General features: G+C 70.7%; 21 protein-coding genes. 11 read left to right on the top strand and 10 right to left on the bottom strand.

Features of this window, described 5'->3' with window-relative positions; translation table 11 throughout:
- Positions 1-41: 41 nt before the first annotated feature.
- Positions 42-251, top strand: coding sequence for a hypothetical protein (locus AC4PMY_RS06750; protein WP_121291689.1), 210 nt, complete (start codon positions 42-44; stop codon positions 249-251).
- 67 nt (positions 252-318) lie between these two features.
- Here AC4PMY_RS06750 and AC4PMY_RS06755 read toward each other — a convergent pair whose 3' ends face one another.
- The gene (locus AC4PMY_RS06755; protein ID WP_153303366.1) at positions 319-486 is read right to left on the bottom strand and encodes a hypothetical protein; all 168 of its coding nucleotides are present in this window, start codon (positions 484-486) and stop codon (positions 319-321) included.
- A gap of 60 nt (positions 487-546) precedes the next feature.
- Positions 547-828 carry a DUF7882 family protein gene (locus tag AC4PMY_RS06760; protein ID WP_491622286.1) on the bottom strand — a complete coding sequence of 94 codons (282 nt, stop codon included), beginning with the start codon at positions 826-828 and terminating at the stop codon, positions 547-549.
- A 256-nt stretch (positions 829-1,084) separates the two neighbouring features.
- Between AC4PMY_RS06760 and AC4PMY_RS06765 the strand changes: the two genes are divergently transcribed.
- Positions 1,085-1,405 carry a DUF7882 family protein gene (locus tag AC4PMY_RS06765; RefSeq protein ID WP_064297171.1) on the top strand — a complete coding sequence of 107 codons (321 nt, stop codon included), beginning with the start codon at positions 1,085-1,087 and terminating at the stop codon, positions 1,403-1,405.
- Between the two features lie 25 nt (positions 1,406-1,430).
- On the opposite strand, the gene AC4PMY_RS06770 is transcribed toward AC4PMY_RS06765, so the two are convergent.
- The 3 genes from AC4PMY_RS06770 to AC4PMY_RS06780 are packed head-to-tail and all read right to left on the bottom strand — an operon-like array spanning position 1,431 to position 3,635.
- Positions 1,431-1,697, bottom strand: coding sequence for a DUF7218 family protein (locus AC4PMY_RS06770; protein WP_071261739.1), 267 nt, complete (start codon positions 1,695-1,697; stop codon positions 1,431-1,433).
- Positions 1,698-1,755: 58 nt separating this feature from the next.
- On the bottom strand, positions 1,756-2,502 hold the full coding sequence (locus AC4PMY_RS06775) for a ThuA domain-containing protein (protein ID WP_175484407.1): 747 nt from the start codon (positions 2,500-2,502) through the stop codon (positions 1,756-1,758).
- Positions 2,499-3,635: a Gfo/Idh/MocA family protein gene (locus tag AC4PMY_RS06780; RefSeq protein WP_491622287.1), complete on the bottom strand. Its 1,137-nt coding sequence runs from the start codon at positions 3,633-3,635 to the stop codon at positions 2,499-2,501. Before AC4PMY_RS06780 ends, AC4PMY_RS06775 begins: the two co-directional genes overlap by 4 nt.
- A gap of 117 nt (positions 3,636-3,752) precedes the next feature.
- Here AC4PMY_RS06780 and AC4PMY_RS06785 point away from each other — a divergent pair, with 117 nt between their 5' ends.
- On the top strand, positions 3,753-4,949 hold the full coding sequence (locus tag AC4PMY_RS06785; protein WP_491622288.1) for an ROK family protein: 1,197 nt from the start codon (positions 3,753-3,755) through the stop codon (positions 4,947-4,949).
- 258 nt (positions 4,950-5,207) lie between these two features.
- Here AC4PMY_RS06785 and AC4PMY_RS06790 read toward each other — a convergent pair whose 3' ends face one another.
- Complete coding sequence (locus AC4PMY_RS06790; RefSeq protein ID WP_491622289.1) at positions 5,208-6,212, bottom strand: SDR family NAD(P)-dependent oxidoreductase; 1,005 nt, start codon at positions 6,210-6,212, stop codon at positions 5,208-5,210.
- Positions 6,213-6,385: 173 nt separating this feature from the next.
- Between AC4PMY_RS06790 and AC4PMY_RS06795 the strand changes: the two genes are divergently transcribed.
- The 3 genes from AC4PMY_RS06795 to AC4PMY_RS06805 all read left to right on the top strand — a co-directional run bounded on the left by AC4PMY_RS06795 (position 6,386) and on the right by AC4PMY_RS06805 (position 8,763).
- Entirely contained in the window at positions 6,386-6,943 is a 558-nt protein-coding gene (locus AC4PMY_RS06795; protein ID WP_491622290.1) for a TetR family transcriptional regulator, read from the top strand.
- A 125-nt stretch (positions 6,944-7,068) separates the two neighbouring features.
- Positions 7,069-7,695: an MSMEG_1061 family FMN-dependent PPOX-type flavoprotein gene (locus AC4PMY_RS06800; protein WP_491622291.1), complete on the top strand. Its 627-nt coding sequence runs from the start codon at positions 7,069-7,071 to the stop codon at positions 7,693-7,695.
- A 123-nt stretch (positions 7,696-7,818) separates the two neighbouring features.
- A complete protein-coding gene (locus tag AC4PMY_RS06805; protein WP_491622292.1) occupies positions 7,819-8,763 on the top strand; it encodes a PDR/VanB family oxidoreductase in 945 nt (314 codons plus the stop codon).
- 37 nt (positions 8,764-8,800) lie between these two features.
- Here the strand turns inward: AC4PMY_RS06805 and AC4PMY_RS06810 are convergent, their stop codons facing one another.
- Positions 8,801-9,631 (bottom strand): FAS1-like dehydratase domain-containing protein, encoded by an 831-nt coding sequence (locus AC4PMY_RS06810; protein ID WP_491622293.1) that lies wholly within the window; start codon positions 9,629-9,631, stop codon positions 8,801-8,803.
- 81 nt (positions 9,632-9,712) lie between these two features.
- A complete protein-coding gene (locus tag AC4PMY_RS06815; protein ID WP_491622294.1) occupies positions 9,713-10,987 on the bottom strand; it encodes a CaiB/BaiF CoA transferase family protein in 1,275 nt (424 codons plus the stop codon).
- Between the two features lie 169 nt (positions 10,988-11,156).
- On the opposite strand from AC4PMY_RS06815, the gene AC4PMY_RS06820 reads away from it, so the two are divergent.
- The 5 genes from AC4PMY_RS06820 (at position 11,157) to AC4PMY_RS06840 (ending at position 16,653) form a co-directional block, all read left to right on the top strand.
- Positions 11,157-12,167 (top strand): FecCD family ABC transporter permease, encoded by a 1,011-nt coding sequence (locus tag AC4PMY_RS06820; protein WP_491622295.1) that lies wholly within the window; start codon positions 11,157-11,159, stop codon positions 12,165-12,167.
- On the top strand, positions 12,164-13,219 hold the full coding sequence (locus tag AC4PMY_RS06825) for a FecCD family ABC transporter permease (protein ID WP_064297044.1): 1,056 nt from the start codon (positions 12,164-12,166) through the stop codon (positions 13,217-13,219). Before AC4PMY_RS06820 ends, AC4PMY_RS06825 begins: the two co-directional genes overlap by 4 nt.
- Positions 13,216-14,067: an ABC transporter ATP-binding protein gene (locus AC4PMY_RS06830; RefSeq protein WP_491622296.1), complete on the top strand. Its 852-nt coding sequence runs from the start codon at positions 13,216-13,218 to the stop codon at positions 14,065-14,067. The genes AC4PMY_RS06825 and AC4PMY_RS06830 overlap by 4 nt, the downstream gene beginning before the upstream one ends.
- Before the next feature lie 60 nt (positions 14,068-14,127).
- Positions 14,128-15,126 (top strand): ABC transporter substrate-binding protein, encoded by a 999-nt coding sequence (locus tag AC4PMY_RS06835; RefSeq protein WP_491622297.1) that lies wholly within the window; start codon positions 14,128-14,130, stop codon positions 15,124-15,126.
- Between the two features lie 162 nt (positions 15,127-15,288).
- Complete coding sequence (locus AC4PMY_RS06840) at positions 15,289-16,653, top strand: MFS transporter (protein ID WP_491622298.1); 1,365 nt, start codon at positions 15,289-15,291, stop codon at positions 16,651-16,653.
- A gap of 60 nt (positions 16,654-16,713) precedes the next feature.
- Here the strand turns inward: AC4PMY_RS06840 and AC4PMY_RS06845 are convergent, their stop codons facing one another.
- Positions 16,714-17,502, bottom strand: coding sequence for an ABC transporter ATP-binding protein (locus tag AC4PMY_RS06845; RefSeq protein WP_085512081.1), 789 nt, complete (start codon positions 17,500-17,502; stop codon positions 16,714-16,716).
- Positions 17,499-19,340, bottom strand: a complete 1,842-nt coding sequence (locus tag AC4PMY_RS06850) for a dipeptide/oligopeptide/nickel ABC transporter permease/ATP-binding protein (RefSeq protein WP_491622299.1) — start codon at positions 19,338-19,340, stop codon at positions 17,499-17,501. The genes AC4PMY_RS06845 and AC4PMY_RS06850 overlap by 4 nt, the downstream gene beginning before the upstream one ends.
- Positions 19,341-19,342: the final 2 nt, after the last annotated feature.

Below are 19,342 nucleotides of genomic sequence, written 5' to 3' on the forward strand. Positions count from 1 at the left end.
GGCCGTGCCCGGACGCCGGGTCCGTGCGCTATCGTCTCGGCATGACCGACAGCGACCAGACTCCGCACACGCACGACGAGAACCGACACGACCAGCTGACGACGGCCCCGAACGCCACCGAGGAGGACGCCGCGCCCCGCATCGACGTCACCGATCAGGGCGACGGCGTCACCCGCATCGACATCCGCGACGACGCTGCGGTGCGCCCGGGCGCAGACCCCGAGGACACCGAGCAGACGGACCGAGCCTGAACCCCGCCTGCTGCACGACGAAGCGCCGCCGACCCGAGGGTCGGCGGCGCTTCCGTGTCTGACGGGCTCAGCGGCCGTCGGCGTCGTGCAGGGGTGCCGCATCCGGCTGCTCGAGCACGTCCGGCTCGTCCGCCGTGTCCTCGTCCGTCGGCTCGTCCGGGATCTCGGTGGGCGGCGTGCCGACCACCATGTCCGGGTCGGTACCCAATGCGTCTGCTCCGGTGAAGTCGCTCATGTCGCTCCTGCTTCCTGTGGTGGTGGTCTGGGTGATGCTGGTATCGGGTGGTGGCGCTGGTCAGGCGATCACGACGTGCAGTCCGCCGGTGATCTCGATCTCCTCGAGCATCTCGGCGGCCATGCGTTCGTCGATCGGCGGCTCGAACTCGGCGTCGAACGCGAAGACGATCGGCTGCTCGGGCGAGACCGTGACCGGTTCCGATGATTGGAAGCGCCCGCGATGGAGTTGCAGCCGGAACGAGCGCTCGCCGAGCATCCGAGTGAGGATCACGCGTTCCAATTGGGCGAGCGTCTGATCGTCGACCTGTGATCGGAGCGCACCGAGGCGGAGGAATCCCATCGTCAGCCCCTTTCTCAGGTGTGCCACGCTAGCGCGCAGAGATGAGGGCGCCCGGGCCATTGCGCGGATGGCCCGGGCAGCGGACAATGCGCGTGCGCATCGTCGATCGAGCACCGCATCGTGGATAATCGGGCGCGCGCCAAGAATGTCTCGTATCCTGAGAGAGCGCTTCACCGACCCGGACCCCGTCGAGATGCGCGCCGTGTCGGCTGTCCACGTCGACGACCATCTCAGGGGTTGGAAGTCGAGGTTCCCAATGGGACAACTGGTCTACGGCACCGGGGATGCACGCGTGCGGCTCGACGACCGCACGCTCGCCCACGTCAAGACGATCGCACTCATGAAGCTGCGACGGAACGAGTCGTTCGCGCTCACGGTGCGACAGGACTCCACCACCGACGGACGCACGACGCTCTGGCTGCACCCGGCGATCGCCCTGCAGTTCTCCTTCGACTCCGACGAGGTCGGCGAGATGGACCGCGCATTGCTCGAAGGGTTCATGCACGAGGCGAACACCGGCGAGGTCGTCGTCCACGCGACGACCGGCGACGACGCGACCGCCGGGTCAGCGAAGTAGTGACTCCGGCGGCCGAGCCGCCTGTTCAGCTGTCGCGGAGCATCGCGATCAGTTCGCTCTTCCGCTTGTCCGAGTAGCCGGAGAGGCCGATCTCCTTCGCACGCTCGCGGAGCCGCGCGACGGTCCAGTCGTCGTACGACCCGGACTCGCCGCCCTTCTCGCCGATCGTCGAGCGTCCCTGCTTGGCCGCCGCGTTCGAGATGCGTGCGGCTTTCCCTTTCGAGGCGCCCTCGTCGCGGAGCTTCTCGTAGAGCTCGGGGTCCTTCAGTGACGGATTCTCCGTGTCAGGCATGTCGCCCTCCCTTGCGTGTGGCGGCCATTCTCCTCCGGCCGCGCCCACCCATCCAGCCCTAGCGCAGGAACCAGTCCCGTGGGTGCTGGTCCGCGGTCGGCGGCGTGCGCTCGATCGTCGGGCGGGCCCACTCGGCAGCGTTGGCCAGTACGCGGCGGATGTCGGGGTGGTGGTAGACCGGGTACTCCTGGTCACCGGGTGAGAAGTAGAACACCCGCCCGCGCCCGCGGTGGTAGGCGACACCGGACCGGAAGACCTCGCCGCCGGCGAAGGTGGAGAGGAACACCTCCTCGTCGGGACGCGGGATGTCGAAGTGCTCCCCGTACATCTCCTGGCGGTCGATGATGATCGGGTGCGGGACACCCTGTGCGATCGGGTGGTCCGGGAGCACCGTCCAGACGAGTTCGCGCTCGCCGTCGTTGCGCCACTTGAGCGCGCAGCTCGTCCCCATGAGGCGTTGGAAGACCCGCGAGTAGTGACCGGAGTGCAGCACGACGATGCCCATGCCGGCGTGGACGTGTCGGACGACCCGCTCGACGACCTCGTCGGAGACCTGGTCGTGGGCGATGTGCCCCCACCAGAAGAGGACGTCGGTGTTCGCGAGGATCTCCTCGGTGAGACCGTGCTCGGGATCCTGGAGGGTCGCGGTCGAGACGGACACGGCGTCCCCGAGCGACTCCTCGAGGCCCGCCGCGATCACGGCATGGATGCCGTCGGGGTAGTGCCCCAGCACCACGGCGTCACCGCGGGACTCGTGGACGAACTCGTTCCAGACCCGGATGCGGATCGGTGTCGTGGTGCTCATGCGGGGACCTCCAGTTCGTGCCCGGCGGCGGCCGAGGCGTAGGCGGCGTCGATGACGCGGCTGCGGTGCAGTGCGTACTCGCCGTGGTGACCGGCGAAGCGGAGTTCGCCGCCGGCGGTCTCGCCCGCGCGGATGGTGTCGAGGAACTCCGCGATGACCGACTGGTGGTGACCGGCCGGGACCTGCACGGCGGGTCGTTCGATCGTCGGCGCACCGGCGACGTCACGGTAGATCGTGACCGTTCCTTCGGTGTTGTAGTTGTCGACGTGGAGACGGACGCCACCCTCCGAGCCGAGCAGTTCGACCGAGATGTCCTCGTGCGCCTTCGAGTAGGAGGCCCACGACGCCTCGAGGTGCAGGCTGCCGCCGTCTTCGAACCGCAGGAGGGCGGACGCGAAGTCCTCGACGTCGAAGGCGTGGGAGGACCGGCTCGACACCGGACCACCGCCGGAGGAGCCACCGCGGCCGGCGCGGCCCAGCTCGTTGTACGCGACGGCCGACACGTGCGTCACGCGCGGCTCACCGAGGAGCGAGAGCGCGATGTCGAGGACGTGGGACCCGAGGTCGATGAGCGGCCCGCCGCCGGCCGCGGCCTTGTTCGTGAACCAGGAGTCGATACCGGGCACACCCTGGCGACGCAGCCAGGAGGCACGCGAGTGGTAGACGCGGCCGATCGGCTCCTCGGCGAGGTACCGCGCGAGGTAGGCGACGTCGGCACGGCGGCGGTGGTTGTAGGCGACCTCGAGGACGCGGTCGGCGGCGGTCGCGGCCTCCACCATCTCGGCGGCGAGGTCGGCGGTCGTGGCGAGCGGCTTCTCGCAGAAGACGTGCTTGCCGCTGCGGAGCGCGGCCACGGCGATCGGGTGGTGCAGGGCGTTCGGCACACCGATCGACACGATGTCGAGGTCGTCGCGGGCGACGAGGTCCTCCCAGTCGGCGTAGGTCTCGGGGACCCCACGGCTCTCGGCCAGCTCGGCGAGGCGCGCCGGTTCCTGGCCGGACAGCGCGATGACGGTGGCACCGGGGAGCGCGGTGAAGGCGTCCAGGTGCGTGGTCCCGGCGAAGCCGAGGCCGATGACGCCGACCCGGAGGTCCGAAGCGTCTGTTGTGGTCGGGGCGGTACTGGTGCTCATGCTCGGACGGTTCCTTTCGGGGTGCGGAGCCGAGCACTGTCGTGACCGGCGGTGGTCGACCTTCGCCACTAAATATAGCGGCCATATCTAGTAATGCAACCCTGCTACAGTCACCCCATGGCGGAACCGGGGATCGAGACGGGCAGGGCGAGCGTCGAACTCGTCGCCGCCTACGCCTTCGACCACGGTGCGTTCACGGCGAGTGACGTCATGGACGGGACCGGCCTGACCCGCGCCACCGTGCTGAACGCCTGCGACGCACTCGCCGACCGCGGCTGGATCCGTGAGCTCGACGACGCCCGGGCCGCCGGTGACTACCGGCGGGGACGACCCGCCAGGCGCTACGAACTCGCCGCGGACACCGCGTTCGTGGTCGGACTCGACGTGGGGCAGCACCGGGTCGCGGCACTCGTCGCGACGCTCCGTGGTGAGGTCGTCGGCCGGGCCGAACGCCCCATCGTGGGCGGGGACGAAGACCCGGACCTCCGCCTCGCGACCGCACGGACCGTCGTCGAGGAGGCGACCGCGCAGGCCGGCGCGACGCCGGGGCAGGTGCTCGTGACCGCCGTCGGCGTCCCGGCACCGGTGGACGCGCACGGCCGATCCCCGCGCGGCGACCACGACTACTGGGCCCGGATGAACCCCGACTTCGCGAGCCGCCTCGGCCCCTGGGGCGAGGTCGTGCTCGAGAACGACGCCAACCTCGCGGCCACGGCCGAGCGCGCCCTCGGGGAGGTGGCAAGCGAGTCCATCGCCGTCCTCCTGGCCGAGGCGAGTTTCGGGGCGGGACTCATCGTCGACGGTGTGCTGCTGCACGGCGGGGCGGGCGGCGCGGGCGAACTCCGCGTGCTCGGCATGGTCGAGGGCGTCGGTTCACCGGAGGGCCTGGACGGTGCGGCACGGTCGTGGCTGGAGGAGGATCAGCGATCCGGTGCGGTGCCGGCGTCGTCTCCCCTCGCACGGACACCGATCGACGCCCTCGACGTCGGCCGCGTCATCGACGCCGCCGCCTCGGGCGACGCCTACGCCGGCAGACTCGTCGAACGTCTCGGGGAACGCCTCGGGCGGGTGTGCGTCCTGTTCGGCAGCCTGCTCGACGTGGACGAGGTCGTCGTCGCCGGCGGCGTGGCCCGCGTCGCCTCCCCCGTCATCGCCGCGGCTCAGACCTGGCTCGACGAGGGGACCTACGCGCCGACGCCGATCGTGCGGGCCTCGCGACTCGGCGCGGACGTCGTCGCCCTGGGCGCGATCACCCGGGCGGTCGCGACGATCCGCTCCCAGCCGTGGCGCTTCGCCGCTCCGATCCCGCGCTGAGTCCGCGCGCCGCCCATCGCAGGCCGGACACGGCGCAGGGCCCCACCTTCCGCCAAGATCGGTGGGGCCCTGTGAGCGGTGTCACCGCAGTGCGAACGATCGTTCCGGCCGTACTCGTTCAGAGCGTTCGCAGGGGACGGGCGACGCAGAGCGGGCCCGTGTGATTCAAGATTCGCAGCAGAAATACGTTCATCCCGCCCTGAACGACCGTTAAGAATCGCGGTTCTTACCGATTGCTGAAGTTCTGTGCAACGGCTGCTACTGCACCGACCATCCACCGTCGGAGGGCAGGATGACGCCGTTGACGTTCACGCCGTCATCGCTCAGCAGGAAGGTGATGGACGCGGCGAGCTGCTCCGCGGTCGCGATCGTCGGGATCGCCGCCTGGAACGGTCCGAGCCGCGCCGAACCCGCTTCGGAGACGTTCGGCGGGAAGGGGATCCCTGTGGCGACACCGCCCGGAGCGACGGCGTTGACCCGGACGCCGTGCGGTCCGTACATGAAGGCGGCGCTCTTGGTCATGCCGACGACCGCGTGCTTCGAGGTCGTGTAGGCGTTCCCCGAGGCGTTGCCGCGCAGCCCGGCCTCGGACGCGATGTTGACGACCGAGCCGGATCCGGCCGCGACCATCGACGGCAGGACGGCGCGGGTCAGCTTGAACGCACCGGTGACGTTCACGCCCATCACCCGCTCCCAGGTCGCGTCGGAGGTCTCGTGGAGCGGGGAGAAGTCGTCGTTGATACCGGCGACGTTGGCGAGCGCGTCGATCCGCTCCCCCGCTGCAGCCACGATCGCGTCGATGTCGTCCTGTTTCGTGATGTCGCCGGCGACCGTGACGAGGTCGGCGTCCGGCAGGCTCGAGGCGAGGTCGGCGAGCTTGTCCTCGAAGAGGTCCACGGCCACGACCCGGCCGCCCTCACGCGCGACGCGGGATGCCGTGGCACGGCCGATGCCGGAAGCGGCCCCGGTGACGATCACGGTCTTCCCGGCGAACCGACCCACGGAGATGCGCTCCTGCCACCCCTGGGGCGCGTCGTCGACGGGTACGACGCCGTCGTTCGCGGCGAGCACGAGGTCGTCGATGAGCGATTGGGGCAGCTTGCCCTGACTCAGGGCGACGAGCTGCTGCAGTGGGAGGCCCGAGATCGGGGCGAGCTGCGATTCCTCGGTGCCCAGCTGGGTGAGGAGGCCGCGGATGAGCGGTCCACCGGTGGGGTCGGCGAGCCACGCGGCGATCGGGGTGTTGGCGGTGAGGGCGCTCATGGGGGTTCCTTCGTTCTCGGGAGGGCGATGAGCGGCGGGACCGTGTGGGCCTCGATCCATACCGGACATCATTGTCCGGTATACGTTACGCCGTCCGGGTCATGGCCACCAGCCCTCACGGCGGGCTCCCAGTCGGGTGCTCCGGAGCGGCCACGCGGCGTTACGCTACCGGGATGTCGTCCACGCCCCCGAAGCCGAACCGAGGCCCGAGCGCGGGACCCGAGAACCGCCGAGCGCTCGTCGCCGCAGCGCGTCAGGTGTTCGCCGCTGACGGCTTCAGCGCTCCCCTCAGCGCGGTCGCGAAGCGGGCCGGCGTCGGACAGGGCAGCCTGTACCGGCACTTCCCCGACCGACTCTCCCTCGCCCTCGCGGTGCTCGACGAGAACGTCGGCGAGCTGGAGGAGCACACCGGGCGAACGGATGCGACCCTCGACACCCTGCTCGACGTCGTGATCGACCAGGCCCTCGTCACCTCGCCCTTCGTCGAGGCGATCCTCGGCGAGGGCGACGACCCCCGCGTGATCGCGCTCGGCACGCGCCTCGATCGCCTCGCGCACGCCCTGCATGCGAAGGAATTGGCTGCGCACCGCATCGCCGACCACGTCGAGCCCGACGACATCCTCATGGCCATCTCGATGGTGGGCGCGACCCTCACCCGCATCCCCGATTCCCATCGATCCGACACCGCAGCGCGCGCGAAGGCGATGTTCCGCCGCTCCTTCGGCCGATGAACCAGGGCAGGACGATCGATGCGGCTGGGCCGGTGGCACAGGACACCCGTGAACCGTGTGCCGACAGCCCATTGAGGCGTGCGAGGGACGACCGTAGGGTCGGAGGGACAGAGAAGGGGTCCGCCATGCAGGCCAGCGCGTTCGCGTCGATCGACGTCGACACCATCCGTCGCTCCCTCGGCGAACCGGATCCCGCGGCGACGGCCAAGATCATGGACGAGCTCGACGAGAACTGCCTCGCCTTCCTCGCCCACTCGCCGTTCTGCACCATCGCGACGTCCGACGCCGACGGCCGGTGCGACAACTCCCCGCGCGGGGACTACCCGGGGTTCGTCCGGGCGCTCGACACCCGCACGCTCGTGATCCCGGAGCGCCTCGGCAACCGGCTGGCCGACTCCCTGCAGAACATCGTCCAGAACAGCCACATCGGCATGCTGTGCTTCGTCCCCGGCATGAGCGAGACCCTCCGGATCAACGGCACGGCCACCGTCACCGACGACCCGGCGCTCATGGCGATGCTCGAGCAAGACCACGTGACGCCACAGCTCGCGATCGTCGTACGTACCGAGGAGGTCTACCTGCACTGCGGGCGGGCGCTGCTCCGCGGCGGGCTGTGGGACGCCGAGATGCAGGAGCTCGCGGCCGAGGTGCCGAGTGCGGGCCGGATCTGGGCGAGCATGTCAGGCTTGAGCGCCGAAGTCGGCGACGCCATCGACGAGGCGGTCGCCGTCGGGAACCAGAGCCTGTACTGATGGCTGGAAGCAACGGGCCTGCACTGATGGCTGGAAGCAGCAGGGTTTCCTGATGCGCGACCGCGCGGGCATGACCGGTCCGAATCCTCAGACCGGCGATGCCATCGACACGAGGGATTTCTGATGCGCAATCGCGCGGGCATGACCCCGCTCATCGTCCAGGAGATCGTGCGCGAGACGCCGACGATCGTCAGCGTCGTGCTCGCCGATCCGGAGGGCCGCCGCCTCCCGCCCTGGGACCCCGGAGCGCATATCGACCTGCAGCTCATCACCCGCCACGAACGGCAGTACTCCCTCTGCGGTGATCCGGCGGACGAGTTCCGGTATCGGATAGCCGTCCTGCGAGAGGAGCACTCGCGGGGTGCGTCGCACTACATCCACAACTTCCTGAAGGTCGGTCGGAAGGTGTTCATCCGGCCACCAAGGAACCTGTTCCCGCTCTCGGACGCGAAGCGGCACCTGCTGCTCGCGGCCGGCATCGGGATCACGCCGCTGCTCTCGATGGCGCGTCGGTTGGCCGCGGGCGACGCCGACTGGACCCTCGTCTACGCGGTGCGCACCCGGGGGGACGTCGCGTTCGCGCCGGAGCTCGAGGCTCTGGGCGACCACGTGCGGATCCATGTCAGCGCAGAGAGCGGCCGTCTCGACCTGGCCGGCCTCCTCGCGGGCCTCGAGCCGGGCACCGACGTGTCGGCCTGCGGGCCACGCGGGTTCACCGACACCCTGACGAACCTGGCCGAGACGTTGCCCGCGGACTGTCGGTTGCACCTCGAGCGGTTCGAGCCGAAGCCCCGCGCCTACCTGCCGAACACGGCGTTCACCGTCGAGTGCGCGAGGTCGGAGCGGACCGTCGAGGTTCCCGCCGGGCAGACGATGCTGCAGGCGATGCAGGCCGCGCGGGTCGGTGTCGCCGGGTCGTGCATGCGCGGCGTCTGCGGCTCCTGCGCCGTGCAGGTGGTGGACGGGACGCCGGAGCATCGCGACTCCCTGACGACCGACGACGCGTCGATGATCATGTACCCGTGTGTGTCGAGGTCGCTGACGCCGACGCTCGTGATCGACGCGTAGCCGGGGCGACACTGCGACAGGCTCGGTGCCGGGCGACTCAGGGGCGCCAGGTGGCGTCGGCGGAGGCCAGGACCGTGCCGTCGGCGGCACGCACGACGACCGAGGTGCCCTCCGGGCCGTCCGTCCCCGCGATGCGGAACGCCGTGTCGACGAGCACCGGTGCCTTCGCGCGGAAGCGGACCGACGCGAGCCGACGACCACCGGCGTTCGCCGTGAGGGCGTCGAGCACCAGGATGCGGGTGAGCGGACCGTGCACGAGGAGGTCGTCGAGCCCCTCGACCTCACGCGCCCACTGTCGGTCGTAGTGGATGCGGTGCGTGTTGCCCGTCACGGCCGAGAAACGGAACAGCTGGCGGGAGTCGAGCGACCGGGTCACGGTCCAGTCGGCTCCGACATCGGGATCGACGTCCTCGGCGGCCACCTCGGGCGCCGCCGTCCGCGGGGAGGGCACCGCGGGCTGCGCCTCGAGGAACACGTCGTGCCAGGTGCTGCGGACGGCGACCTCGCCGTCGACGAGGTACTCCCGCACGAGGTCGGCGAAGACCAGGCGGCCGGCCCGCCCCTGCTTCTCGACGAGCGAACCGAGGCTCGTACGCTGCGTCACCACGTCCCCGTAGCGGAGGGGCGCCAAGAACTCGGTGTCCTCCCCCGCGTACATGCGGCGCGGCAGGTCGATGACCGGCAGCACGCCGTCCTCCGCGGGTGAGCCGTCCTCGCGGAGCTGTGCGAACGGCGTCTCGAACGGGAAGTGGACGCCCTCCCAGCCGACGGGGAGCTCCTCGCCGAGGACCGGTTCCGGTGCCGCGGTCGCGAAGGTGCTGCGGTACCAGGAGGCGGGACGGAGATCGAGGTGCTCCGTCCGCTCCACGGCTCCCACTCAGATCACCCCGCCGGACCGCAACGCGGCGAAGCGCTCGGCAGGCTGTTCCGTCCGCTCCACGACTCCCACTCAGATCACCCCGTCGAACCGCAACGCGGCGATGCGTTCGGCGTCGTACCCGGCGAGCGCCGTCAGCACGTCGTCCGCGTGCTCGCCCATGTGGTTCGCGGGGCGGTCGGTGGTCGCAGGCGTCGCGCTCAGTTTGATCGGCTGGCCGAAGGAGCGGAGGGTGCCGAAGGAGCCGTAGTCGGTCTCGACGACCATGTCGCGTTCGGCCGTCCCGGGGTCGTCGACGACCTCGCCGATGGTCTTCACGGCGGTGAGCGGGACGACGTCGCCGGCCAGCTCCTCGAGTTCGGCGCGGGTGCGGTCCGCGAACCAGGAGACGACGAGCGGCTTGACGCGACGGGCGTACACCTCCTCGTCGAAGCGTTTGCGCATGGTGTCGATCTCGGGGTCGGCGATCGCCTCGGGCGTGCCGAACAGCTCGCAGCTCGCCTTCCAGAGCTTGTCGGTGTACGCGCCGAAGAACACCTGGCCGTCGGCACAGGGGAACAGCTCGTAGGGCCGCACCCAGGCGTGTTCGTTGCCGGACGGCGACGCGACGGTCCCGTCGACGGTGTAGTCGACGACGGCGGTCTCGGTCATCGCGATGATGCTGTCGACCTGGGCGACGTCGACGAGCTGGCCCACGCCGGTGCGCTCGGCGTGCCGCAGGGCGGCGAGGGTGCCGATGACGCCGAACATCGTCGCGGAGAGGTCGCCGATGGTGACGCCGACGCGCACGGGCGGCTGGTCCGCGTAGCCGTTCATGGACCAGAGTCCGCCGGCGGCCTGCGCCGTGTTGTCGAACGCCGGGCGGCGGCTCCGGGAGCCCGTCTGCCCGTAGCCGGAGATCGCCGTGTACACGAGCTTCGGGTTGATGGCGGCGAGCGCCTCGTACGGCAGGCCGAGCTTGGCCATGGTCCCCGGGCGGAAGTTCTCGACGAGGATGTCGGCGCTCGCGACGAGGTCGCGCAGCACCTCCTTGCCGGCGTCGCTCGCGAGGTCGAGCGCCAGACCGAACTTGCCGCGGTTGTACTGGCCGTAGTAGCCGCTGAACTCCTCGTCGCCGTCGCGCAGGTAGGGCGGGAAGCCCCGGGAGACGTCGGGGTCGTTCGGGTTCTCGATCTTGATGACGGTCGCGCCGAGGTCGGCGAGCATCGATGCGGCGTAGGGGCCGGCGAGGACGCGGGAGAGGTCGAGGACCACGACGCCCTCGAGCGAGCCGGGCGGGACGGCGAGTCGTTCCGTGGCGGCGAGGACCGCTTCGGTGTCGGCTCCGGTCGACGGCTGCTCGGTCATTCGTGTCCTCCTGATCGCTGTACTCCGTACCGGTCAACGGTATCGGGCGGTGGAGGCCTCACCCATGGGTGAACTGCACACCTCCCGCGCCGTTCCATGGATCACCCCTCCGTCGCCCCGGATGACGGGCGTGCATCGCGACCGGGATAGGTGAGGCTAGGCTAACTCCATGCGCAGCGCGACCCTCCTCCGATCGAGACGCGCGCTCGCCGTCGGCACGCTGGCCGTGGCGCTCCTCGTCATCGCCCTCGCGAGCCTGATGCTCGGCAGCAACCTCATCAGTCCCGTGGCCGTCCTCACCGCCCTGTTCGACCCCGCCCAGGACACCGGCGCCGTCGTCTGGGGGTCGCGGGTGCCGCGCACGGTGCTCGGCGTCCTCGTCGGCGTCTGTCTCGGCATCGCCGGTGCCGTCATGCAGGGGCAGACCCGCAACCCGCTCGCCGACCCCGGCCTGTTCGGTGTCTCCGCCGGCGCGAGCCTCGCGGTCGTCGTCGGGGTCTACGTGCTCGGCACGAGCTCGGTGATCACGACCCTCTGGCTCGCCCTGCTCGGCGCCACCGTCGCCAGCGTCATCGTGTTCTCCGTCGCCGCGCTCGGCCGCGGACTGTCGAGTCCTGTCCCGCTCGCAATCGCCGGCACCGCCGTCTCGGCCCTGCTCGTCGCCCTGACCTCGTACCTCGTCCTGTCCGACGAGACGACGCTCGCCGCCTATCGCATCTGGGTGGTCGGTTCACTGTCCGGCCGATCGCTCACGGGCGTCGACGCGGCCCTGGTCTTCGCCGGGCTCGGCCTCGTGTTCGCGGTCGCCAACATCCGCTCGCTGAACGCCCTGGCGCTCGGGACCGAGCTGGCGAACGGCCTCGGCGAGAACCTCATCCGCGCACGACTCGTGGGGCTCGCCGCGATCACCCTGCTCACGGCCGCCGCCGTGGCCATGACTGGCCCGATCGCCTTCGTCGGACTCACCGCCCCGCACATCGCGCGCACCCTCGTGGGCGGGCATCACGGCTGGCTCCTCCCCGCCTCGGGACTCGTCGGTGGGAGCGTGCTGCTCGCGTGCGACGTGATCGGTCGACTCATCGGTGGCACCGCCGAGGTGCCCGTGGGCGTCGTCCTCACCGTCGTGGGTGGGGTTGCGTTCATCGCCATCGTGCGCCGCGGACGGATGGCGGAGCTGTGAGCGCCGTGCGGGAGGGCAGCCGCTTCTTCGGCCGCCTGTGGCGAGGGCGGGTCGTCGGCGTCACGATCGCCTGTCTCGTCGTCGCGTTGGCGTTCGCCCTGCTCGGGATCGTCGCCGGCTCGTCGTCCCTGACGATCCCCGACGTGATCACCACCCTGCTCGGCGGCGGGACCGGCGGCCAGGAACTCATCGTGTTCGAGCTCCGCCTCCCCCGGGTCGTCGGCGGCCTCCTCGTCGGTGCGTCCCTCGGACTCGCCGGGGCCCTGACCCAGACCTTCGCACGCAACCCGCTCGCCACGCCGGACATCCTCGGTGTCACCTCGGGTGCCGCGCTCGGGGCCGTGGCCGCGATCGTCCTGGTCGGCGGCAGCTACTCGGTCGGGGCCGGCGCCCTCAGCCTGGGCTTGCCCGCCATGGCCGCGATCGGCGCCCTCGTCACCTCCGCCGCCGTCTACGCACTGTCCTGGCGCGGCGGCGTCGACAGCTTCCGACTCATCCTCATCGGCATCGGTGCCACCGCGACCCTTGGCGGCATCACGAGCTACCTCATCGCCCGGGCGCAGATCACCGAGGCGGCAGCGGCGGCACAGTGGCTCGTCGGAAGCCTCTCGGGCATCTCCTGGTCCAGCGTGTGGCCGGTGCTCGTCGCGCTGGTGATCCTGACGCCGATCGCGGTCCTGCAGACGAGCAGCCTCGACATCAGCCAGCTCGGCGACGAATTGTCGACCGGCCTCGGCGTCGCGGTCCAGCGGCATCGGATCGTCGTCATCGCGTGCGCGGTCCTGCTCGTCGCCGCGGCCGTGTCCGCGGCGGGGCCGATCGAGTTCGTCGCCTTCGTCGCGCCGCAGATCGCCCGCCGCCTCGCCCGCACCGGTCGCCCGCCGCTGCTCGCCTCCGCGCTGCTCGGCGCCGTCATCGTCACGGGCGGCGACGCGCTCGTCCGTGGTGTCCTGCCGGGCGAGATCCCGGTGGGCATCATCACCGCGATCGTCGGCGCACCCTATCTCATCTGGTTGCTGACGCGCCGCAAGGAACGGGAGACCTCCGCATGACCGACCCCGCCACGACCGCATCGCCCGTGCAAGGGCGCCCGACGCCCGCCCTCGAGGCTCGGGGCGTCTCCCTGGCCTACGACCAGACGGTGGTGTTCGAGGGGCTCGACCTCCGCATCGAGACGGGCGAGGTCACGACCCTCATCGGCGCCAACGGCTGCGGCAAGTCGACGCTGCTCAAGGCGTTCGGTCGCCTGCTCACCCCGACCGCCGGCACGGTCGAGCTCGACGGCCGCGGCGTGCGGTCGATCCCGACCCGCGAGGTCGCGCGCCGGCTGGCGATCCTGCCGCAGAAGCCCCTGACGCCGTCGGCGACGACCGTCCGCGACCTCGTCTCGCGGGGCCGGCACCCGCACCAGAGCCTCCTCAAGCCGTGGACGCCCGCCGACACGATCGCCGTCGACGAGGCGCTCGCCGCCACCGGTCTCGAGACCCTCGCCGACCGCGACACGGCCTCCCTGTCGGGCGGGCAGTTGCAGCGCGCCTGGATCGCCCTGGTCCTCGCGCAGCGGGCCCCAACGATCCTGCTCGACGAGCCGACGACCTTCCTCGACCTCAGCCACCAGCTCGACGTCCTCCGACTCGTGCGGTCGATCAACCGCGAACGTGGCGCGACGGTCGTCATGGTCCTGCACGACCTCACGCTCGCCGGTCGCTACTCCGACCGCCTCGTCGTCGTTGGCGGCGGCCGGGTCATCGCCGACGGCACGCCCTGGGAGGTCCTCACCCCGGCCGTGCTCCGGGAGGCGTTCGACCTCGACGCGATCGTCATCCCCGACCCGAGCAGCGGTTCGCCACTCATCGTGCCGGTAGACCCTGACGACGCGATCGCCCTCGACGCCAAGTGATCCGGGCGATCGGGCATTCCGATATCGTTTCGTGACTTAGGTTCGGCTACCCTAAGTATCATGACGATCTCTTCACGCCTCCGCCGCGCCGCACTCGTGCTCGTGCCCGCGCTCGCCCTGGTCGGCCTCGCCGGCTGCTCCCCCACCGCCGCCTCCGACGCCGACAGCAGCGGCGCCTGGAGCTACACCGACGACACCGGCACCACGGTCAAGCTCGACGAGCAGCCCAAGCGCATCGCGAGCTTCGCCGACTACGCGCTCGGCCTGCACGGCAACGGCATCGACCCCGTCGCGGTCTTCGGTCGCGTCGACGTCGCCACCGACAAGCGCTTCACGGACTACGACCTCGGCGACACGGCCATCGTCGGCAACAGCTACGGCGAGATCGACCTCGAGGCACTCGCCGAGGCGGCACCCGACCTCATCGTGACCGGGATCTACCCGACCGATCGCGACGGCACGCTCGACCTCAAGGGCCCGTACTACGGTGTCGCCGACGTCGAGCAGCAGGAGCAGCTGGAGAAGATCGCCCCGGTCGTCGCCATCAAGGTCGGCGGCAAGGGTGCCGACGTCATCGCCTCGCTCAACAAGCTGTCCGAGGCGCTCGGAGCCGACGAGGACACCATCGCCGCGGCGAAGGAGAAGTACGACGCCGCAGCAGCGGACCTGACCGCCGCAGCGAAGGAGACCGACCTCGAGGTCACGCAGATGTACGCGGACGCGAGCGGCGTCTACGTCGTCAAGCCGCAGGACGAGCCGGAGACGGAGCTGTACAGCGAACTCGGCGTGAAGTACACGAACGCGAACCCGGACGGTTACTACTACTGGGACATCTACAGCTGGGAGAACGCCGGCCAGGCGATGACCGGTGACGTCCTGCTCGTCAACGTCGAGGGCTTCCAGCAGAGCGACCTCGAGGCGCAGGCGACCTTCGCCTCGCACCCGGCGCTCGTCGCCGGCCAGATCCACTCCTGGAACACCGCCGCCCTCGACTACACGTCTCAGGCGAAGCAGATGGAGACGCTCGCCGGGATCCTCCGCGAGTCGAAGGCGCTGTAGCGAGCACGGGGTGGGGCGGCCCTCGGGCGCCCCACCCGTGTGCTCCCGACGCACCGGATCGGCTCCGGAGTGTGCCGACCACACATGGGCCGGGCCTCCAGACGGCCGGTAGCCTCGTCAGGCGTCCCGGCCGTCCGGGTGCGCCCAACACGAAGGAGTGCCATGGCCATCCAGAGCGCGCGCGCGAGCGACCCACGCGGATCCGACACCACCACCGCAGGCCAGAGCGACATCGATCGCGACGGCCTCGACTCCCGGGTGCAGCGTCGCCGCGCCATCCTCGCCAGCTCGGTCGGCACCGTCATCGAGTGGTACGACTTCACCCTCTACGGGCTGGCCTCCGCACTCGTGTTCGCGCCGCTGTTCTTCCCCGGCGCCGGTGACCTCGCCGGCCTGCTCGGCGCGTTCGCCGGCTTCGCGGTCGGCTTCGGTGCCCGCCCGATCGGCGGCCTGATCTTCGCCCATTACGGCGACAAGCTCGGGCGCAAACCGACGCTGCTCATCACGCTCCTCTTCATGGGCGTCGCGACCACCATCATCGGGTTGCTCCCCACCGCCGAGACCATCGGCATCTGGGCACCGATCCTGCTCATCGTGCTGCGGATCTTCCAGGGCATGGGCTCGGGCGCCGAGTTCGCGGGCGCGATCACGATGGCGAGCGAGTCCGCCGACGTGAAGCACCGCGCGTTCGCCGCCTCGTTCCCCGGCGCCTCCGTGTACGTGGGCATGGCGCTCGCGACCACCGTCTTCGCCGTGGTGAGCACGCTGCCGATCGAGCAGTTCCAGAGCTGGGGCTGGCGGATCCCGTTCCTCGCGAGCGTCGTCATCGTCGCCTTCGCCCTGTACTTCCGCCTGCGCGTGAAGGAGACGAAGGCGTTCGAGAGCGCCGAGGAGCGCGGTGCCGTCACCTCCGCTCCGCTGGCCGGCGCGATCCGCTCGCACTGGCGCGTGATCATCTGCGGCATGGCGCTGTTCACGTTCGCCCTGCCATGGGTCTACGTCGTGCAGGTGTTCTCGCTGTCGTACGTCACGGGCACGCTGAGTGTGCACCCGACGGAGGCGCTCATCGGCCTCATCGTCGCCGAGGTCCTGACCATCCCGACGGCGCTGCTGTTCGGTCGCCTCGCCGACCGCATCGGTCGCAAGCCCGTCCTCATGGGCGCCGCGATCTTCGGGGTGGTCTACGCGTTCCCGATGTTCCTGCTCTACAACACGGAGCAGTCCACCCTCGTCGCGCTGGGCCTGATCCTCGGCCTCGCCGTCATCCAGGGTGCCACCATCGGCACCTCGGGGGCGCTGCTCGCAGAGATCTTCCCGACCTCGATGCGGTGGAGCGGCATCGCGCTCTCCCGCGAGATCCCGGCCGCCCTCGTCGGCGGGACGGTCCCGCTCGTCGCGACCGCGCTCGTCGCCGCGAGCGGTGGGGCACCATGGTTGGTGGCGGCGTACCTGCTGCTGCTCAGCGCGATCGGCATCGTCGGGATCGCGTTCCTCCCGGAGACCCTGCCGCGCAAGCAGCGCGGCTGACCTGCCCCCCCCGATCCCGCCCTTCGACAGGCTCAGTGACCGGGAGCGGGAATCCCTCCGCTACTCCTCGTCCCAGGTCATGCGACGGCCCATCACGGGCACGGAGGCCAGGAGTTCTCGGGTGTAGGCGTCCTCGGGAGCAGCGAGGACGGTGGCCGTCGGACCCGCCTCGACGACCCGGCCGGCCTGCATGACGCTCACCGTGTCGCACATGTAGTTCACGACGGCGAGGTTGTGGGAGATGAACAGCACCGTGAGTTCGAGCTCGCGCTGCAGCTCGCGCAGCAGGTTGAGGACGACGCCCTGCACCGACACGTCGAGCGCCGAGGTGATCTCGTCGGCGATGAGGACCTCCGGTTCGGCCGCGAGCGCCCGGGCGATCGTGATGCGCTGCCGCTGACCACCCGAGAACGCCGACGGCAGGTCATTCGCCCGGTCCGGGTCGATGTGCACGCGCTCGAGCAGCTCACCCACCCGGGACCGCTGCTCCGAGCGACTCCAGGAGCGCCCCGTCGCCCGGGACCCCTCGGCGATCGACAGTCCGATCGGCATGCGCGGGTCGAGCGCGGAGTACGGGTCCTGGAAGACGAGCTGCACGCGTCGACGCGCACGACGGGCAGCGGACGAGCGCCCCACGATGTCGGCGCCGTTCAGCCGGATGCCGCCGGCGCTCGGGATGACGAGGCCGACGGCGGCCGCGGCGACCGTCGACTTGCCCGAGCCCGACTCCCCCACGAGCCCGTGGGACGTGCCCGGTCGGACCGTGAGGTCGAAGCCGTCGACCGCGGTGTGCGCGGACGCGCCGTGGCCGTAGCGGACCGTGAGGCCGGAGAACTCGAGACCGGTCATGCGCGCTGTCCTTCGATGGTGATGGGCCCTTCGACAACCGGATCCTGAGCTTGTCGAAGGGCAGGGACCAGGGGGTCCTCCTCGTCGATCTCGTCGATCGCACCGATGACCGGGAGCGGCATGGTGCGGTCGGAGGTCATGTCGGGGACACAGGCGATGAGCCCGCGGGTGTACGGGTGCCGCGCCTCGTGGAGGCGGTCGGCGTCGAGCGATTCGACGATGCGGCCGTCCTTCATGACGAGGATGCGGTCGCAGAACCCGCTGACGAGGGCGATGTCGTGCGAGATGAGCAGGATCGCAGCGCCCGTCTGTTCCTGCGCCTCGTGGAGGACCCGGAGGACCTGACGCTGCACCGTCACGTCGAGCGCCGTCGTGGGCTCGTCGGCGATGAGCAGCTTCGGGCGGCCCATGAGCCCCATACCGATCATGGCCCGCTGGCGCATGCCGCCGGACAGCTCGTGCGGGAACTGCTTCAGGCGCTTGGCCGGAAGCGGGATCCGCACCGACTCGAGTGCGGCCTCGGCACGCTTCGTGGACTCGGCCGTCGAGAGCCCCTCGTGGACCTCGACGGTCTCGCGGAGCTGCTTGCCGATCGTGAGCGAGGGGTTGAGCGAGGTGAGCGGGTCCTGGAAGACCATGGCGAGCTCGAGGCCGAGGCGGCTGCGCTCGGCCTTCGTGAGCGGTGCGGTCATGTCGATCCCGCGGAAGCTCAGCTCCGAGGCCTGCACCGAGGAGTCGGGCCCGAGGAGGGCGGCGATCGCCATCGCGCTCACCGACTTGCCCGATCCGGACTCGCCGACGACCCCGACGACCTCGCCGGGCATGATCGTGAGGCTGATGCCGTGGACGCGCTCGACGAGTCGGCCGTCGCGGTCCGGGAAGGCGACGCGGAGGTCGCGCACCTGCACGACGGGCTCCTGGTCGGCCGGTGTCGCGGCCGCAGTCGAGGCGGTCGCGGGAGCCGCGGTGCGACGACGCGCCGGCGCGGGCAGTCCGAGCAGCCGCTTCGACGACTCGTTCCAGAGCTCGCCGAGCTGCGTGAAGATGACACCGCACACGACGAGCGCGATGCCGGGACCGATCGCCGCCATCGGATTGCCGTAGATGCGGGCGATCCCGAGGCCGAGGAGGCGACCCCAGTCGTACTCGGGCGCCTGCACCCCGAGACCGAGGAAGGACAGGCCGGCGAAGGCGAGGAGCGTGCCGGAGGCGGAGACCGCCGCGTTCACGAGCATCGGCGGGAGCATGTTCGGCATGACGTGCCGGACGAGCACCTCCGCCTGGCCGACGCCGGCGATCCGCGCGGCCTTCACGTAGTCGCGACCGATGAGCGACGACGCGAGCGTGTAGGTGAGGCGGGCGAAGGTCGGCACGCCGGCGAACCCGACGGCGAGCATCGCGCCGGTGGCGCTCGCGCCCCAGATCACCGAGAAGAACAGGGCCATCAGGAGCCACGGGAACGACAGGAGGATGTCGATGAGTGCGGTCACGAGTCGGCGGAGCGGTCGAGGCAGGACCGTCGCGACGGCCCCGAGCAGGACGCCGCCGACGACGGAGATCGCCGTCGCGCCGAGGGTCAGCAGCACGGACACCCGGGTGGCGACCATGACCCGGGCGAAGACGTCGCGGCCGAGCTCGTCGGTGCCGAAGGGGTGGGCGAGGCTCGCACCGGCGAGGCGGTCGGCCACGGATGTCGTGTCGGCGGCGGACCCCCAGACGGTCGGGCCGACGACCGCGACCACGATGATGAGGAGCGCTCCGATCGCGCCGGTCAGGCCGCGCGGGGTGCGGAGGCGGTCGAGCACCGGGGACCGGTTCGAGCGGGTGGATGCACGCATGA

It is taken from the genome of Plantibacter sp. MDV22-iso1, from assembly GCF_058408345.1.

Coding starts and splice junctions, on each gene's coding strand:
- AC4PMY_RS06750 (WP_121291689.1), top strand. CDS start 42: ATGACCGACAGCGACCAGACTCCGCACACGCACGACGAGAACCGACAC.
- AC4PMY_RS06755 (WP_153303366.1), bottom strand. CDS start 486: ATGAGCGACTTCACCGGAGCAGACGCATTGGGTACCGACCCGGACATG.
- AC4PMY_RS06760 (WP_491622286.1), bottom strand. CDS start 828: ATGGGATTCCTCCGCCTCGGTGCGCTCCGATCACAGGTCGACGATCAG.
- AC4PMY_RS06765 (WP_064297171.1), top strand. CDS start 1,085: ATGGGACAACTGGTCTACGGCACCGGGGATGCACGCGTGCGGCTCGAC.
- AC4PMY_RS06770 (WP_071261739.1), bottom strand. CDS start 1,697: ATGCCTGACACGGAGAATCCGTCACTGAAGGACCCCGAGCTCTACGAG.
- AC4PMY_RS06775 (WP_175484407.1), bottom strand. CDS start 2,502: ATGAGCACCACGACACCGATCCGCATCCGGGTCTGGAACGAGTTCGTC.
- AC4PMY_RS06780 (WP_491622287.1), bottom strand. CDS start 3,635: ATGAGCACCAGTACCGCCCCGACCACAACAGACGCTTCGGACCTCCGG.
- AC4PMY_RS06785 (WP_491622288.1), top strand. CDS start 3,753: ATGGCGGAACCGGGGATCGAGACGGGCAGGGCGAGCGTCGAACTCGTC.
- AC4PMY_RS06790 (WP_491622289.1), bottom strand. CDS start 6,212: ATGAGCGCCCTCACCGCCAACACCCCGATCGCCGCGTGGCTCGCCGAC.
- AC4PMY_RS06795 (WP_491622290.1), top strand. CDS start 6,386: ATGTCGTCCACGCCCCCGAAGCCGAACCGAGGCCCGAGCGCGGGACCC.
- AC4PMY_RS06800 (WP_491622291.1), top strand. CDS start 7,069: ATGCAGGCCAGCGCGTTCGCGTCGATCGACGTCGACACCATCCGTCGC.
- AC4PMY_RS06805 (WP_491622292.1), top strand. CDS start 7,819: ATGCGCAATCGCGCGGGCATGACCCCGCTCATCGTCCAGGAGATCGTG.
- AC4PMY_RS06815 (WP_491622294.1), bottom strand. CDS start 10,987: ATGACCGAGCAGCCGTCGACCGGAGCCGACACCGAAGCGGTCCTCGCC.
- AC4PMY_RS06820 (WP_491622295.1), top strand. CDS start 11,157: ATGCGCAGCGCGACCCTCCTCCGATCGAGACGCGCGCTCGCCGTCGGC.
- AC4PMY_RS06830 (WP_491622296.1), top strand. CDS start 13,216: ATGACCGACCCCGCCACGACCGCATCGCCCGTGCAAGGGCGCCCGACG.
- AC4PMY_RS06835 (WP_491622297.1), top strand. CDS start 14,128: ATGACGATCTCTTCACGCCTCCGCCGCGCCGCACTCGTGCTCGTGCCC.
- AC4PMY_RS06840 (WP_491622298.1), top strand. CDS start 15,289: ATGGCCATCCAGAGCGCGCGCGCGAGCGACCCACGCGGATCCGACACC.
- AC4PMY_RS06845 (WP_085512081.1), bottom strand. CDS start 17,502: ATGACCGGTCTCGAGTTCTCCGGCCTCACGGTCCGCTACGGCCACGGC.
- AC4PMY_RS06850 (WP_491622299.1), bottom strand. CDS start 19,340: ATGCGTGCATCCACCCGCTCGAACCGGTCCCCGGTGCTCGACCGCCTC.